Below are 16,121 nucleotides of genomic sequence, written 5' to 3'. Positions count from 1 at the left end.
TTTTTTGTGAGGCTTACTGGTTTTGTGCGGCGGCGCCGTACTTAATCTTCGCCTCTTTACGCAGGTTTTCCAGCAGCGCTTCAAAGGCGATTTGCGCGTTATTTTGCGTTACGCCTTTCACCATCTCATCGATCTGCGCCTGCGGCATGTTGCCCGCGCTAACTTTATCCAGCGCGATCAGTACCACATTGCCCTGCATATCTTCACTCACGCCCCACGACGGTTTATTGTCGGCAGGTTGTGGCAGATTGAAGGCCGACTGAGCCACCGGATCCTGCGCATTGCGATCAAACGATTTGCTGGCGCTGAGCGTTAAGCCTGCAGCTTTCAACGCATCCGCTTTACCGGCTTTCAAATCGGCCAGCAGTTTGTCTGCCTGCGCTTTTGCCTGCTGCGTCGCTTTATCATGCTTCAGTGAATCTACGATCTGCGCCTTCACCTGATCCAACGGTTTCACCGCTTCCGGTTTGTGCTCGCTGATACGCAGTACAAAGGCACGATCGCCATCCACAGAGATGATGTCGGAGTTGTTACCCGGCGCACCATTCTGGCCCACTAAACCACCGTTGAAGATGGCTTGCTTAACCTGATCAAAGTTCAACTCATCTGGCAGGTTGTCGCGTGTGATCCAATTGGTTTCTACCACTTTCAGGCCGGAAGCCTGCGCCGCGCCGGCCAACGATTCGTTATCGTTGCTGGCTGCTTCGCTTACTTTCTGCTGAATTTTGTAGAAGGCATCAACCGCTTTCTCTTGCTTCACTTTATCGGCAACGATGTCATGAACATCGGCCAGCGGCTTAACCTGCTCCGGCTGGATGTCATCCAGGCGCACCACGAGGTAGCCAACCGATGATTTGATGGCACCGGAAAGCTGACCTTTCTGCGTCAGATTGGCGTTTTTCAGCTCGTCTGGCGTGGTGCTCGGCTCCAGCCACCCCATATCGCCACCTTTGCGGGCTGAGATTGGGTCGATAGATTTGCTTTTCGCCAACGCGGCGAAATCTTCGCCTTTCTTCAGCGCATCAACCACGGCGTTAGCATCGGCTTCCGTCTTGGTCTGGATCACGCTGTAGCGATTACGCTGCGGCTGTGAATAATCCGCTTTGTGTTGATCGTACCAGCTCTGAATGTCCGCTTCACTGGCCGTTTCCTGCATGCTTGCGGCATCCATTTTGATGTAGCTCACACGGAACTGCTCAGGCGCCATGAAGCTATTCTGATGCTGCTGGTAATACTGGCTGACTTCGTCGTCGCTGACCGTCTGTTTAGCCGCCAGCGCGTTGACATCAATCACCGCCTGACGCACTTCACGCTGCTGTGACACCAGATCCACCAGCTTGCTGGTTTCGCCTTTCAGCATGAAATCGGTGTTAGCAATCGCGTTGATCAGCTGCTGCGTCGCCAGCTGCTTGCGCAGCGCTTCGGCATATTGATCAGCCGTGAAGCCCATGCTGGTGATCAGGCCGCTGTATTTGGCGTTGTCGAATTTACCGTTGGTCTGGAAAGCTTTCTGATTGAAGATCGCCTGTTTTACCTGATCATCGCTGATGCCGATGTGCAGATCTTTGATGTACTGATCAAGTAACGCCTGATCAATCAGCTGCGACAGCGCCTGCTGACGCATCTGCTGCATGTAGCCTTCGTTGCTGGCTAACTGCGAGAACTGATCGCCCAGCATCTGCTGCTGACGATTGCGCTCGTTGTTAAAACCCTGCTCCAGCTCTGCACGGCTGATCTCGTGGCCGTTAACTTTGGCAGCATAATCACCGCCGCCGCCGATCAGGTAGTTGCCCACCCCGGTGAGTACGAAAGACAGGATGATCAATCCCAGAATAATCTTGAGCACGACATGATTCGACGCCGCGCGTAAATTGTCCATCATGGTATGACAACACTCCGCTGTAGTGTGAATGTAAAGCTCTAACACGATGTCATCATCGTGCAACTGCTGTTCAGGCTGGCAGTTGGCAACCATGCGGAGACAACAACCAAAGGCTATCGCCGCGCATCAAGAATAAAAAAGGCACATCAAAAATGATGTGCCCGTATGTTACATGAGAACGGCTTTTGCGTCCTCAATCCACGGAAGAAAATGCTTCAATGGATGTATCAGCGGTCATTAATTGACGGAATCTTTCAGTGCTTTACCTGCACGGAAGCCCGGAACTTTACCAGCCGGAATGGTGAGCTCTTTACCCGTTTGTGGGTTACGGCCGGTGCGAGCTGCACGCTCACGTACAGAGAAAGTACCGAAACCAACCAGTGCCACTTCATCACCGCCTTTCAGAGCTTCGGTAACGGAGTCCATGAATGCATCTAAAACACGTCCCGCTGCTGCTTTAGAAATGTCAGCATCTGCAGCAATTTTGTCGATCAACTGTGACTTATTCACTCTCTTCATCCCCTCTTTTATTATTCACATCGCACCCGCGCTTCCCGCCCGGTGCGAACGCGCAGCCAGTTATATCAAGCCTGTGGAGCTGAAACAACGGTATTCATCTTAATCGTTGATCCAGCAGCCCACTAAGTTAGCGGCACAAAAAAAAGCTGGCAAGCACCATTTTGCCTGCCAGCTTCGCTTTTTAACGGTTTATGCCGCTAATCACTATTTTGCGGTCGCAACCTGCATGCCGTAAGGCGCATTTTCCAGTGCCAGGTTGAGCACTTCTTCAATACGCTTCACCGGATGAATCTCCAGATCGGCAATCACGTTCTGTGGAATATCTTCCAGATCGCGCTTGTTTTCGTCCGGGATCAGCACGGTTTTGATGCCGCCACGGTGTGCCGCGAGCAACTTCTCTTTCAGGCCACCAATCGGCAGAACCAAGCCACGCAGGGTGATTTCACCGGTCATCGCCACATCAGAACGCACCGGGTTACCGGTTAAGCATGACACCAGCGCGGTACACATAGCGATACCAGCGCTCGGACCATCTTTCGGCGTCGCACCTTCGGGTACGTGCACGTGGATGTCGCGTTTTTCGTAGAAATCCCCGTTGATGCCCAGTTTCTCTGCACGCGCGCGCACCACAGTCAGCGCCGCCTGAATCGATTCCTGCATAACTTCGCCCAGCGAACCGGTATACGTCAGCTTGCCTTTACCTGGCACGCAGGCGGTTTCGATAGTCAGCAGATCGCCGCCCACTTCCGTCCACGCCAGACCGGTCACCTGACCAACACGGCTTTCGCTCTCTGCGCGACCATAATCAAAGCGCTGCACGCCAAGGAAATCCTTGAGATTGTCGCCATTGATTACGATGTGTTTTTTCGACTTATCCATCAGCAGCGTTTTAACTGCTTTACGGCACAGCTTGGAGAGCTCGCGTTCCAGACTACGCACGCCCGCTTCACGGGTGTAATAGCGGATAATGCCAACAATCGCGCTGTCGTCGACAGTGATCTCTTTCTCTTTCAACGCATTGCGTTCAATCTGCTTCGGCAGCAAATGTTGCTTCGCGATGTTCAGCTTTTCATCTTCGGTGTAACCGGAGAGACGAATAACTTCCATACGGTCAAGCAACGGCGCCGGGATGTTCATGGAGTTTGAAGTCGCCACGAACATCACGTCTGAGAGATCGTAATCCACTTCCAGATAGTGATCGTTAAACGCGATGTTCTGCTCTGGATCCAGTACCTCAAGCAGCGCTGAAGCCGGATCGCCTCGCATGTCAGAAGACATTTTGTCGATTTCATCCAGCAGGAACAGCGGGTTTTTGACGCCCACTTTCGCCATTTTCTGGATCAACTTGCCTGGCATAGAACCGATGTAGGTACGACGATGTCCGCGAATTTCCGCTTCATCACGCACGCCACCCAGCGCCATACGCACGTATTTACGTCCGGTGGCCTTAGCAATCGATTGACCCAGCGAGGTTTTACCCACGCCTGGCGGTCCAACGAGGCAAAGAATTGGGCCTTTGATTTTGCTCACGCGACTCTGCACCGCAAGATACTCAAGGATGCGGTCTTTGACGCGTTCCAGACCGTAATGGTCGATATCCAGCGTTTCCTGCGCTTTACGCAGGTCTTTTTTCACCTTGCTGCGCGCCACCCACGGAACCTGAACCATCCAGTCGATGTAGCCACGCACCACGGTCGCTTCTGCAGACATCGGCGACATCATCTTCAGCTTCTGCAATTCAGCTTCAGCTTTTTCACGCGCTTCGGTCGGCATTTTGGCCGCTTCAATCTTACGTTTCAGCGCCTCGTACTCATCCGGCGCATCATCCATTTCGCCCAGCTCTTTCTGAATGGCTTTCATTTGCTCATTCAGATAGTACTCACGCTGGCTTTTCTCCATCTGCTTTTTAACGCGGTTGCGAATACGCTTCTCAACCTGCAGCAGATCGATTTCAGATTCCATCATCGCCATCAGATATTCCAGACGTTCGTTGACGTCGGACATCTCCAGCACGGACTGTTTATCAGCCAGTTTCAGCGGCATATGCGCTGCGACGGTATCGGCCAGGCGGGCCGCATCGTCGATGCTGTTGAGGGAGGTTAAGACCTCAGGTGGGATTTTTTTATTGAGCTTGATGTAGCCTTCAAACTGGTTGATGGCCGTGCGTACCAGCACTTCCTGCTCGCGCTCTTCAATTTCTGGCGAGACAAGGTATTCGGCCTGGGCAACGAAATGGTCGCCATTATCAGCCAGCGTGGTGATGTGTGCGCGTTGTAAACCTTCAACCAGCACTTTTACCGTGCCGTCTGGAAGTTTCAGCATCTGCAATACAGAAGCGACGGTCCCTACTGAGAAGAGATCGTTAATGCCAGGTTCATCCGTTGAAGCCTCTTTCTGTGCAACCAGCATGATCTTTTTATCATGATCCATCGCGGCTTCGAGGCACCGAATCGATTTTTCCCGACCAACAAACAACGGAATTACCATGTGCGGATAAACCACCACGTCGCGCAACGGCAACACGGGGATTTCAATGCGTTCAGAACGCTCAGGATTCATAGAGCTCTCTCTTAGTTTAATGTCCGCCAGGTGATGGGTACCGCGCAATAGAGGTTTTGCAGTTAAACCCACAGGATATTGAGTATATGGGGATGCTTGTACGACATTCAATGTCACTGGCGAGAGAAAAACAAAAGGGGAAAGATTTTTCCCCTTTTTTAAGATAACAACGTGGTGCGATTGTTTATTTATTCACCAGAAGCCTGGGCTTCATGCTTTCCATAAATCAACATCGGTTCGGATTGACCTTCAATCACTGATTCATCAATCACTACTTTTTCAACGTCATCCATTGAAGGCAGGTCGTACATGGTTTCAAGTAACGCACCTTCAACGATAGAACGCAAACCACGCGCACCGGTTTTACGTGACATCGCTTTTTTAGCGATCGCCGTTAAGGCTTCGTCGCGGAATTCCAGTTCTACACCTTCCAGATTGAACAGCGCCTGATACTGTTTGGTCAGCGCGTTCTTCGGCTCACGCAGGATCTGAATCAGCGCTTCTTCACTCAGTTCGCTCAGCGTTGCCACAACCGGCAGACGACCAATGAACTCAGGAATCAGACCAAACTTGATCAAATCTTCTGGCTCAACCTGCGACAGCAATTCGCCTTCGCTCGCCTTCTGGGATTTGCCCTTCACGGTTGCGCCGAAGCCGATGCCGGATCCGGTTTCAACACGCTGGGAAATCACCTTATCGAGACCGGCGAATGCGCCACCACAGATAAACAGAATCTTGGAGGTATCAACCTGCAAGAACTCCTGCTGTGGATGTTTGCGTCCGCCCTGCGGCGGTACGGCAGCCACGGTGCCTTCAATCAGTTTCAACAGCGCTTGCTGTACGCCTTCGCCCGAGACGTCACGAGTGATCGACGGGTTGTCAGACTTACGAGAAATCTTGTCGATTTCATCGATGTAGACAATGCCGCGCTGCGCTTTCTGCACGTCGTAATCGCACTTCTGCAGCAGCTTCTGGATGATGTTTTCAACGTCTTCACCCACGTAACCCGCTTCGGTCAGCGTGGTGGCATCCGCCATGGTGAATGGCACATCCAGCAAGCGCGCCAGCGTTTCTGCCAACAGTGTTTTACCGCTACCAGTTGGACCGATCAGCAAAATGTTACTTTTGCCCAGTTCAATGCCGTTGCTGGTATCGCCATTACGCAAGCGTTTGTAGTGGTTATATACCGCTACTGCCAACACTTTCTTCGCCCTTTCCTGACCAATAACATAATCATCAAGGTGATGGCGGATTTCATGCGGCGTCGGCAGTGAGCTACGCTCGCGATGCGGCGCAACTTCCTTAATCTCTTCACGAATGATGTCGTTGCAAAGATCAACGCACTCATCGCAAATGTACACTGACGGCCCGGCAATTAGCTTACGGACTTCATGCTGGCTTTTGCCGCAGAAAGAGCAGTACAGCAACTTACCTGAACCGTCTTTGCGCTTATCTGTCATCAGCTAACCTCTTTTCTTTCTCAGACCAAATTTGTTGTACGGCGCTGGCCGTACATCAACGGCCGATATGCATTCAACCCATCTGCCTGCTCCCCGTTAACTATAGCGTAAGGGGCAGACAGATGTGTCTTATTGGCGATGCGTCAGGATAGAGTCAACCAAACCGTACTCAACCGCTTCGCTCGCAGAGAGGAAACGATCGCGCTCGGTGTCGCGTTCAATCTCTTCCAGCGATTTGCCGGTGTGCTCTGCCATCAACTCATTCATGCGCTGCTTCACTTTCAGAATTTCGCGCGCATGGATTTCGATATCCGTCGCCTGGCCCTGATAGCCGCCCAACGGCTGATGAATCATCACACGTGAATTAGGCAGGCAGAAGCGTTTGCCTTTGGTGCCTGCGGTCAGCAGGAACGCACCCATTGAACAAGCCTGACCCATACAGATGGTGCTGACATCGGGCTTGATAAACTTCATTGTGTCATAAATCGACATCCCAGCAGTAATCACGCCGCCTGGCGAGTTAATGTAGAGGTAAATGTCTTTTTCAGGATTCTCAGCTTCCAGAAACAGCATCTGCGCCACGATCAGGTTAGCCATATGATCTTCAACCTGACCGGTCAGGAAGATCACACGCTCTTTGAGCAGGCGAGAGTAGATGTCGTAAGAACGCTCGCCGCGCGAGGTTTGTTCGACCACCATTGGCACCAGCGCCATGTGCGGTGCAGTAAATTCACGATCGCCACTGTATGACATTACCGTCTCCTGATAAATTTCATTGGCAACATTCTGTACCGATTTTACGTAAGCCGAAGCGCAAACACTACGTGCCACGGTCTCAAACCGAAATAACAACCCGGTTAATCAGTCAGTCTCACTGTTTTCATGCATTCTCCCTGTATCTGGGGATGCTGCCCAGTTGTTTCAAGCATAACAACCTTTTGCCCATTCGCTAACACGGAAAAAGAGCTTAGCGGATAATTTGCCGATTAATTAAGCAAATAGAGGACAAATCAGTGTACTTAACGCCAGAAACGAAAAAGCCCGCGACTTTTCAGTCACGGGCTTAGCACTAACGGTTAACGAATGAATCAGGCCGCAGAGGTCTGGTTCATCAGTTCCTGGAAGTTAGTGGCTTTATCGGTCACTTTCGCTTTCGCCAGTACCGCTTCAACCGCTTGCTCTTCCAGAGCCACGTTGCGCATGTTGTTCATCAGCTCGCTGTTCTTGCTGTAGAACTCGATCACTTCCTGCGGATCTTCGTATGCAGAAGCCATCTCTTCGATCAGCGTCTTAACGCGATCTTCATCAGCCTGCAGTTCGTTGATGCGAATCACTTCGCCCAACAGCAGACCCACAACTACGCGACGTTTAGCCTGCTCTTCGAACAGTTCACGTGGCAGTTCCAGCGCTTGCTTCTCGTTGCCACCAAAACGCTGTGCAGCCTGACGACGCAGAACGTCGATTTCGCTGTCGATCAGCGCAACCGGAACGTCGATGTCGTTGGCGTTAACCAGACCGTCGATTGCCTGAGTCTTCACGCGGTTACGGATAGCACCTTTCAGCTCGCGATCCATGTTCTTACGCACTTCTGCACGCAGACCGGCAACTGAACCATCTTCCACGCCAAAGCGCTTGATAAACTCTTCAGTCAGCTCTGGCAGTTCGCGGGTTTCAACTTTCTTCAGCACGATTTCGAACTTCGCATCTTTCCCTTTCAGGTTTTCTGCGTGGTAATCGTCTGGGAATTTCACGTCGATAGTGAAGGTTTCGCCGGCTTTATGGCCAACAACGCCCTCTTCGAAGCCTGGGATCATACGACCCTGGCCCATTGCCAGCACGAAGTCAGAGGCTTTGCCGCCTTCAAACTCTTCGCCGTCAACAGAACCGCTGAAGTCGATGGTCGCGCGATCTTCAGCTGTCGCAGCTGCATCGCTCTCTTTCCAGGTCGCCTGCTGCTTCTGCAGGGTTTCCAGCATGGTATCAACGTCAGCGTCAGTCACTTCTACTACTGGCTTCTCGACTTCGATTGCGTCCAGGCCTTTCAGCTCAACTTCTGGATACACTTCGAACTCAACCGCGTAGGTGAAGTCTTCGCCTTCTTTATATTCGCCCGGCACATAGTTTGGTGCGCCAGCCGGATTGATTTTCTCTTTGATGATGGCGTCAACGAAGTTGCGCGTCATCAGCTCGCCCAGCACGTCCTGGCGAACAGAAGCACCGTAGCGCTGAGAAATGATGTGTGCCGGCACTTTGCCTTTACGGAAACCGTCGATACGGACTTTCTTAGCCACTTCCACCAGTTCTTTCTTCACTGCGCTTTCGATGCTGTCAGCTGCAACAGTAATCGAAATGCGACGGCCCAGACCCTGAGTGGTTTCTACTGAAACTGTCATCTTGTTACCTCAAAAAATCACGTGCTCGGTCAACTTCAGACACCACACATAAAATGCGCCGTATCCAACAACCGGGACGGCCTCTGCAGGCAGAACCTAATCCCTGTCACCAGAAGCGTCCCGAAGACATTCCGGAAAAATAGACGCAGCATTATAGCGGCATCGCTGGAATGAGTCGAGGCTGCAAACTCACCACTTTTTAGCGGTTTTGCTGCTTTTTTGCGCCGTAGATCGCGTTTGAGTGTAATAAATGAAAAGAAAACGGCCCGCAGGCCGTTTTTGAGGATGAGGTAGAGGGGAATTCAGGCAAGCGTGCCAGCACCGCGACAATTCGGTGAAGCCAAAACCGTATCCTGCAATCCATCCCACTCTTTTTGCGTATAAGTATGCAGTGCCAGCGCGTGTACGCTGCCCGCTAATTCGGTTGCCAGTTCGCCATAAATAGCGCGATGACGTTGCAGAAAGCGCTGACCGGTAAATCGATCGCTGACAATCACCACTTTAAAGTGACTTTCAGAACCGGCGGGCACGTTATGACGGTAGCTTTCATCATGCACTTCAAGATGTGCAGGCTCGAAAGCGTTACGCAACTTTTCTTCTATTTGTTCGCGAATCATGATTAACACTCCTTTCCGGCGAGCGCTGTGCCCATCTGTTTAAATATTAGTAGGTTTTTTACCGCTTCCGCAGCTTGGCCGTAAATAAATCCGCCAGCGCTGCGCATAGTAACCTGCTTATCTTGCAGGTCAACCGGCTGGCTTTTCATCCTGTCCGAAAAAAGCCTTTACAATCAATTTCCATTCGCCCGGGGCTTTTTTCACCGCTGCGCAATGCTATGATGGCCGCAGTTTTGCAAACCAACCCATATGCTAACGAGAATGAGTATGTTGAAAAAACTGTTATTCCCTCTGCTGGCTGCTTTTATTTTGGCCGGCTGTGCCAGCAACAACACCACGTTGGATATTCAACCGAAGATTCAACTGCCGCAGCAAGATCCAAGCCTGATGGGCGTCACCATCAGCGTTAACGGTGCTGATCAACGTTCCGATCAGGCGCTGGCCAAAGTGAACCGCGATGGTCAGTTGATCACGCTGACACCATCCCGCGATCTGCGCTTCCTGCTGCAGGAAGTGTTAGAGAAGCAGATGACGTCGCGCGGCTACATGATTGGCCCAAGCGGTGCCGTTGATCTGCAGATCGTGGTGAATGGTCTGTATGCGGATGTGACACAAGGCAACGTGCGCTACAGCATTACCACCAAGGCGGATATCTCCATCATCGCTACCGCGAAAAACGGTAACAAGCAGGTAAAAAACTATCGCCAGACTTACAGCGTAGAAGGCGCGTTTACCGCCACCAACGCGAAGATCACTAACGCGGTTAACTCAACGCTGAGTGACGTGATTGCTGATATGGCGCAGGACACCAGCGTTCACAACTTCATCAAACAGAACGCCCGCTAATTTCCGCAGTAATTTGCCCGGCGACGTTTCGCCGGGCTTCATTTCAGGTTGGCTATGACATCTCACTATCTGCGTATTTTTACCCAACGTAATGCGGCGGTATTGCTGCTGCTGGGTTTTGCCTCAGGCTTACCGCTGGCGTTAACCGCCGGGACGTTACAGGCATGGATGACGGTAGAGAATGTTGACCTGAAAACCATCGGTTTCTTCTCCCTTGTCGGCCAGGCTTACGTGTTTAAGTTCCTGTGGTCGCCGATGATGGATCGCTATACGCCACCGTTTCTCGGTCGCCGTCGCGGCTGGCTGCTGGTCACGCAGCTGGCGCTGATTGGCGGCATTATCGCCATGGGCTTTATGCAGCCTTCGCGTGACTTAACGCTGCTGGCTGCGCTGGCGGTGCTGGTTGCCTTCTGTTCGGCCTCGCAGGATATCGTGTTTGATGCCTGGAAAACCGATGTGCTGCCGCCTGAAGAGCGCGGCAGCGGCGCGGCGATCACAGTGCTGGGTTATCGACTGGCGATGTTGATTTCGGGTGGGCTGGCGCTGTGGTTAGCGGATCGCTATCTCGGCTGGCAAGCCACTTACTGGCTGATGGCGCTGCTGATGTTGCCGGGCCTGATCGCCACCTTACTGGCGAAAGAGCCGGAGATGCCGGCGCGCGAACCGCATTCGCTTCGCCAGGCCGTGACATTCCCGCTAAAAGACTTTTTCCAGCGTAACAACGCCTGGCTGCTGATCACGCTGATTATCCTTTATAAGCTTGGCGATGCGTTTGCCGCCTCGCTCACCACCACTTTCCTGATTCGCGGCGTCGGTTTTAGTGCTGGCGATGTCGGCCTGGTGAACAAAACGCTTGGCCTGCTGGCCACCATCATCGGCGCGCTGTACGGCGGTGTGCTGATGCAGCGCCTGAGTTTGTTCCGCGCCCTGATGATTTTCGGCGTGCTGCAAGCGGTGTCGAACTTTGCTTACTGGTTGCTGGCGGTGACGCCACCGCACTTGTGGAGCATGGCGAGCGCGGTGTTTATTGAAAACCTGTGCGGTGGCATGGGCACTGCGGCCTTTGTCGCATTGTTAATGACGCTGTGCAACAAGTCCTTCTCTGCAACGCAGTTCGCGCTGCTCTCTGCCCTCTCCGCCGTGGGTCGCGTTTACGTCGGTCCCGCTGCCGGTTGGCTGGTTGAACTGTGGGGCTGGCCGACCTTCTATGCTTTCACCGTGTTTGCTGGCGCACCGGGATTGCTGCTGTTGTGGCTGTGTCGCGGCACCTTGCACAGCATGCAGCAAAGCGGGGAGTTTGTGATGCGCAGCTTGTGGCCGCAAGGTTACCGCTGGACGGTGCGTCTGTTTAGCATTGGCTGCGGCTTGCTGGCCTTATGGCTGCTCGCATTAGCACTCAATGCCAGCGGAGTTGTGCAGCTCAATACGCTGCTCACGCCAATGTTTGAAGCCGGAATGGCATTTGCGCTGTTGGCTGTCGCACTCGGGGTTATTTTGGATAGTTTGGCATTAAAAAAAGCGGCGCGGGAAAATCTGGGTTAAGTAAGCCAATTTTCGTGACGAAATAATCGGCTAAAAAATATCAGTCGCCGATTTTACCAATAGCATTTTTTTTAAAGCGAATTAGAAACATTAAATTAACAACTGCTGGCGAATATTTAAATCCGGTGCGCAATTACTTTGTATAAAAGACATCGCTGAAATGATGCAGAAATGTTAAATAAATGAGTATTAAGAGTACGGTTTATACTTTCCCTGATTTTTCTGCGGTTTCTACCATTGGTTTTTGTTATATTGATGCCAACTGCTTGTCGCAGTTAATAATTTGTCACCCTGCGTAACATCTGTGACACCCTTAGCAAAAGGTGTCAACAGCCTTCTGACACATCCTTAAGCTGGTTTACACTGCATAAACCTTCCCGTAAAATGCGCGCACACTTAAACGACAATAGAGCCCTTTGTCATTGAGGTCGTTAAATGAGACTCAGTAAATACAATAAAAGTTTGGGGATTTTGTCATTAATTGCAGGCGCTGTATTACTCAGTGGCTGCGATAGTGCGTTGTTAAATCCCAAAGGACAGATTGCACTGGAGCAACGTTCGTTGATTCTGACAGCTTTCGGCTTGATGATGATCGTCGTTATCCCGGCAGTCTTCATGGCAGTATTCTTTGCCTGGAAATATCGGGCAACCAATACTAACGCAACTTATAGCCCTAACTGGTCACACTCGAACAAAGTGGAAGCCGTGGTCTGGACCATTCCGATCCTGATCATTATTTTCCTCGGCGTTTTGACCTGGAAATCAACCCACGCGCTGGAGCCGAGCAAACCGCTGGTTTCTGACGTTAAACCGGTTGAGATCGACGTAGTGGCACTGGACTGGAAATGGCTGTTCATTTACCCGGAACAGGGTATTGCAACCGTAAACCAGATTGCCTTCCCGGCAAACACTCCGGTGAACTTCAAGATCACCTCCAACTCCGTGATGAACTCCTTCTTTATTCCTACTCTCGGCAGCCAGATCTACGCGATGGCCGGTATGCAGACCAAACTGCATCTGATCGCCAACGAGCCAGGAACATTTGACGGTATCTCTGCGAACTTCAGTGGTCGTGGTTTCTCTGGCATGAAGTTCAAAGCCATTGCAACTAAAGACGATGCGGAATTCCAGCAGTGGGTTGCCAAAGTTAAAGCGGCACCTAACGTGCTGAACACCATGGATGATTTCGAGAAACTGGCTACGCCAAGCGAAAATCACCCGGTGGAATATTTCTCTACGACGAATCCAGAACTGTTCAAGCAAGTTATTGATAAGTTCAAGATGAGCCACGGGAAGATGGACATGCCAGAGCATAAAGGCATGGACATGAGTCACGCCGCTTCCGCGGGAGCCGAGGAATAATACGATGTTCGGAAAATTAACACTGGATGCAGTGCCATACCACGAACCCATTATCGTGGTTACGGTCGCCGCTATCATCTTAGGTGGTCTGGCACTGGTTGCTGCGATTACCTATTTTGGTAAGTGGCAGTACCTGTGGTCAGAATGGTTCACCTCCATCGACCACAAAAAACTGGGTATCATGTACATCATCATGGCTTTCGTCATGTTGCTGCGCGGCTTTGCCGATGCGGTAATGATGCGTACCCAACAAGTGATGGCTTCCGCTGGGGAAGCCGGCATACTACCGCCGCACCACTACGACCAGATCTTCACCGCTCACGGCGTGATCATGATCTTCTTCGTGGCGATGCCATTCGTGGTAGGTCTGATGAACATCGCGGTACCGCTGCAAATCGGTGCACGTGACGTTGCCTTCCCGTTCCTGAACAACCTGAGCTTCTGGTTTACCGCGATCGGTGTGATCCTGGTGAACATCTCTCTGGGTGTGGGCGAGTTCGCACAGACCGGCTGGTTGGCTTATCCGCCGCTTTCGGGTGCGGAGTACAGTCCTGGCGTCGGGGTCGATTACTGGATCTGGAGTCTCCAGCTGTCCGGTATCGGTACGACACTGACCGGTATCAACTTCTTCGTTACCATTCTGAAGATGCGTGCGCCGGGCATGGACCTGTTCAAAATGCCGGTATTCACCTGGGCATCACTGTGTACTAACGTCCTGATCATCGCTGCGTTCCCGGTACTGACCGTTACGCTGGCACTGTTGACGCTTGACCGTTACCTTGGCTTCCATTTCTTCACCAATGAAATGGGCGGTAACATGATGATGTACGTCAACCTGATTTGGGTCTGGGGTCACCCGGAAGTGTACATCCTGGTTCTGCCGGTGTTTGGTGTCTTCGCTGAAGTCACTGCTACCTTCTCTAAAAAGCGTCTGTTCGGTTACACCTCTCTGGTGTGGGCGACCATCGCGATTACCGTCTTGTCGTTCATCGTTTGGCTGCACCACTTCTTCACCATGGGTGCGGGCGCGAACGTAAACGCCTTCTTCGGTATCATGACGATGATCATCGCTATCCCGACCGGCGTGAAAATCTTCAACTGGCTGTTCACCATGTATCAGGGTCGCGTTGAGTTCCACTCAGCAATGCTGTGGACCATCGGCTTCCTGGTTACCTTCTCGATTGGTGGTATGACAGGTGTTCTGCTGGCGGTTCCGGGTGCGGACTTCATTCTGCACAACAGCCTGTTCCTGATCGCGCACTTCCATAACGTGATTATCGGTGGTGTGGTGTTCGGTTGTATGGCTGGCGTGACCTACTGGTTCCCGAAAGCATTCGGCTTCACGCTGAATGAAAAATGGGGCATCCGCGCGTTCTGGTTCTGGATCATCGGCTTCTTCGTGGCATTCATGCCGCTGTATGCGCTGGGCTTCATGGGTATGACGCGTCGTATCAGCCAGGACATCGATCCTCAGTTCCACTCACTGCTGGTCGTTGCAGCAGGCGGTGCAGCGCTGATCGCTTGCGGTATCCTGTGCCAGATTACCCAGTTCTACGTTTCTGTGCGTGACCGCGACCAGAACCGTGACCTGACCGGTGACCCGTGGGGTGGACGTACGCTGGAGTGGGCAACCTCTTCACCGCCGCCGTTCTACAACTTTGCTGTTATCCCTCATATCCACGAGCGCGATGCGTTCTGGGAAATGAAAGAGAAAGGCGAAGCGTACAAGCAGCCAGAAAAATATGAAGAAATTCATATGCCGAAAAACAGCGGCGCAGCCATTGTTATCGCGGCCCTGATGACTGTCTTCGGTTTCGCTATGATCTGGCACATTTGGTGGCTGGCTGGCCTTACCTTCCTGGGCACTATCGTGACCTGGATTGTGAAGAGCTTCGATGAAGACGTGGATTACTACGTACCGGTTGCCGAAGTCGAGCAGATCGAGAAGAAGCACTTTGACGAAATCAGCAAAGCAGGTCTGAAATAATGTCAACTGAAACTGCAAAACACCACCACGACGCCCATGCGGAGCATGGGCATCACGATGCAGGAGCCAATAAAGTCTTTGGCTTCTGGATCTACCTGATGAGTGACTGCATTATCTTCGCAACCCTGTTTGCGACCTATGCAGTAATGGTCAATAACACTGCCGGTGGCCCGGCAGGTAAAGACATCTTCGAACTGCCGTTCGTCCTGGTCGAAACCGCGCTGCTGCTGCTCAGCTCCATTACCTATGGTATGGCAGTGATTGCGATGAACAACCAGAACAAGGGCTCGGTCATCAGCTGGTTAGCGTTGACCTTCCTGTTCGGTGCTGGCTTTATCGGCATGGAAATCTATGAATTCCATCACCTGATCAAAGAAGGCTTCGGTCCTGATCGCAGCGGCTTCCTGTCAGCGTTCTTCACGCTGGTCGGCACGCACGGTTTGCACGTGACCTCTGGCCTGATCTGGATGGCAGTGATGATGTTCCAGATTTCTAAACGTGGTCTGACTGCAACCAACCGCACCCGTATCATGTGCCTCAGCTTGTTCTGGCACTTCCTGGATGTGGTTTGGATCTGCGTATTCACCGTTGTCTACCTGATGGGAGCCATGTAATGAGTCATTCTGTTAACGAACATGGCGCTTCGCACGGTAGCGTGAAGTCTTACATGATCGGCTTCGTCCTCTCTATCATCCTGACCGGTATTCCGTTTTGGATGGTAATGGATGGCGGCGCTTCACACGGCACTATTCTGGGTGTGGTTCTGGTGTGTGCGGTAGTTCAGGTGCTGGTTCACCTCGTCTACTTCCTGCACTTAGACAGCAAATCAGAAGGTGGCTGGAACATGGTGGCCATCGTCTTCTCAGCACTCATTATCTTGATTGTTGTTGTAGGCTCACTGTGGATTATGTGGAACCTCAACTACAACATGATGGCCCACTAAAGAGTCGCGTA

General features: G+C 52.0%; 13 protein-coding genes. 6 read left to right on the top strand and 7 right to left on the bottom strand.

What is annotated here, in order from left to right; genetic code table 11:
- Positions 1-13: 13 nt before the first annotated feature.
- From ppiD to bolA, 7 genes are all read right to left on the bottom strand, one after another.
- Positions 14-1,882, bottom strand: a complete 1,869-nt coding sequence (gene ppiD / locus NR302_RS05065; RefSeq protein ID WP_154191760.1) for a peptidylprolyl isomerase — start codon at positions 1,880-1,882, stop codon at positions 14-16.
- A gap of 237 nt (positions 1,883-2,119) precedes the next feature.
- Positions 2,120-2,392 (bottom strand): nucleoid-associated protein HU-beta, encoded by a 273-nt coding sequence (gene hupB / locus NR302_RS05060; RefSeq protein ID WP_036648244.1) that lies wholly within the window; start codon positions 2,390-2,392, stop codon positions 2,120-2,122.
- A gap of 213 nt (positions 2,393-2,605) precedes the next feature.
- On the bottom strand, positions 2,606-4,960 hold the full coding sequence (lon, locus tag NR302_RS05055) for an endopeptidase La (protein WP_008103930.1): 2,355 nt from the start codon (positions 4,958-4,960) through the stop codon (positions 2,606-2,608).
- Positions 4,961-5,148: 188 nt separating this feature from the next.
- A complete protein-coding gene (clpX, locus tag NR302_RS05050; RefSeq protein ID WP_008103932.1) occupies positions 5,149-6,420 on the bottom strand; it encodes an ATP-dependent protease ATP-binding subunit ClpX in 1,272 nt (423 codons plus the stop codon).
- 129 nt (positions 6,421-6,549) lie between these two features.
- The gene (gene clpP, locus NR302_RS05045; RefSeq protein ID WP_008103933.1) at positions 6,550-7,173 is read right to left on the bottom strand and encodes an ATP-dependent Clp endopeptidase proteolytic subunit ClpP; all 624 of its coding nucleotides are present in this window, start codon (positions 7,171-7,173) and stop codon (positions 6,550-6,552) included.
- Between the two features lie 335 nt (positions 7,174-7,508).
- Entirely contained in the window at positions 7,509-8,813 is a 1,305-nt protein-coding gene (tig, locus tag NR302_RS05040; protein ID WP_008103935.1) for a trigger factor, read from the bottom strand.
- Positions 8,814-9,115: 302 nt separating this feature from the next.
- On the bottom strand, positions 9,116-9,430 hold the full coding sequence (bolA, locus tag NR302_RS05035) for a transcriptional regulator BolA (RefSeq protein WP_008103937.1): 315 nt from the start codon (positions 9,428-9,430) through the stop codon (positions 9,116-9,118).
- Between the two features lie 267 nt (positions 9,431-9,697).
- Here bolA and NR302_RS05030 point away from each other — a divergent pair, with 267 nt between their 5' ends.
- The 6 genes from NR302_RS05030 (at position 9,698) to NR302_RS05005 (ending at position 16,110) form a co-directional block, all read left to right on the top strand.
- Positions 9,698-10,276, top strand: a complete 579-nt coding sequence (locus NR302_RS05030) for a lipoprotein (protein WP_007886975.1) — start codon at positions 9,698-9,700, stop codon at positions 10,274-10,276.
- 54 nt (positions 10,277-10,330) lie between these two features.
- Complete coding sequence (gene ampG / locus NR302_RS05025) at positions 10,331-11,818, top strand: muropeptide MFS transporter AmpG (protein WP_258144708.1); 1,488 nt, start codon at positions 10,331-10,333, stop codon at positions 11,816-11,818.
- Between the two features lie 435 nt (positions 11,819-12,253).
- On the top strand, positions 12,254-13,180 hold the full coding sequence (gene cyoA, locus NR302_RS05020) for a cytochrome o ubiquinol oxidase subunit II (protein ID WP_258144707.1): 927 nt from the start codon (positions 12,254-12,256) through the stop codon (positions 13,178-13,180).
- Positions 13,181-13,184: 4 nt separating this feature from the next.
- Entirely contained in the window at positions 13,185-15,167 is a 1,983-nt protein-coding gene (gene cyoB, locus NR302_RS05015) for a cytochrome o ubiquinol oxidase subunit I (protein ID WP_008103943.1), read from the top strand.
- The gene (locus tag NR302_RS05010) at positions 15,167-15,781 is read left to right on the top strand and encodes a cytochrome o ubiquinol oxidase subunit III (RefSeq protein WP_007886985.1); all 615 of its coding nucleotides are present in this window, start codon (positions 15,167-15,169) and stop codon (positions 15,779-15,781) included. The genes cyoB and NR302_RS05010 overlap by 1 nt, the downstream gene beginning before the upstream one ends.
- Positions 15,781-16,110, top strand: a complete 330-nt coding sequence (locus tag NR302_RS05005) for a cytochrome o ubiquinol oxidase subunit IV (RefSeq protein WP_007886986.1) — start codon at positions 15,781-15,783, stop codon at positions 16,108-16,110. Before NR302_RS05010 ends, NR302_RS05005 begins: the two co-directional genes overlap by 1 nt.
- The last annotated feature ends 11 nt before the right edge of the window (positions 16,111-16,121 follow it).

The sequence above is a fragment of the Pantoea sp. SOD02 genome, assembly GCF_024707505.1.
GTDB classification, from domain to species: Bacteria; Pseudomonadota; Gammaproteobacteria; order Enterobacterales; family Enterobacteriaceae; genus Pantoea; species Pantoea symbiotica.
The sequence above is the reverse complement of the archived record's forward strand: the minus strand, read 5'-3'. Positions and strand labels throughout refer to the sequence as shown.

Excerpts from the sequence above, each read along its gene's own strand:
- ppiD (WP_154191760.1), bottom strand. The coding sequence starts at position 1,882 with ATGATGGACAATTTACGCGCGGCGTCGAATCATGTCGTGCTCAAGATT.
- lon (WP_008103930.1), bottom strand. The coding sequence starts at position 4,960 with ATGAATCCTGAGCGTTCTGAACGCATTGAAATCCCCGTGTTGCCGTTG.
- clpX (WP_008103932.1), bottom strand. The coding sequence starts at position 6,420 with ATGACAGATAAGCGCAAAGACGGTTCAGGTAAGTTGCTGTACTGCTCT.
- clpP (WP_008103933.1), bottom strand. The coding sequence starts at position 7,173 with ATGTCATACAGTGGCGATCGTGAATTTACTGCACCGCACATGGCGCTG.
- tig (WP_008103935.1), bottom strand. The coding sequence starts at position 8,813 with ATGACAGTTTCAGTAGAAACCACTCAGGGTCTGGGCCGTCGCATTTCG.
- bolA (WP_008103937.1), bottom strand. The coding sequence starts at position 9,430 with ATGATTCGCGAACAAATAGAAGAAAAGTTGCGTAACGCTTTCGAGCCT.
- NR302_RS05030 (WP_007886975.1), top strand. The coding sequence starts at position 9,698 with ATGTTGAAAAAACTGTTATTCCCTCTGCTGGCTGCTTTTATTTTGGCC.
- ampG (WP_258144708.1), top strand. The coding sequence starts at position 10,331 with ATGACATCTCACTATCTGCGTATTTTTACCCAACGTAATGCGGCGGTA.
- cyoA (WP_258144707.1), top strand. The coding sequence starts at position 12,254 with ATGAGACTCAGTAAATACAATAAAAGTTTGGGGATTTTGTCATTAATT.
- cyoB (WP_008103943.1), top strand. The coding sequence starts at position 13,185 with ATGTTCGGAAAATTAACACTGGATGCAGTGCCATACCACGAACCCATT.
- NR302_RS05010 (WP_007886985.1), top strand. The coding sequence starts at position 15,167 with ATGTCAACTGAAACTGCAAAACACCACCACGACGCCCATGCGGAGCAT.
- NR302_RS05005 (WP_007886986.1), top strand. The coding sequence starts at position 15,781 with ATGAGTCATTCTGTTAACGAACATGGCGCTTCGCACGGTAGCGTGAAG.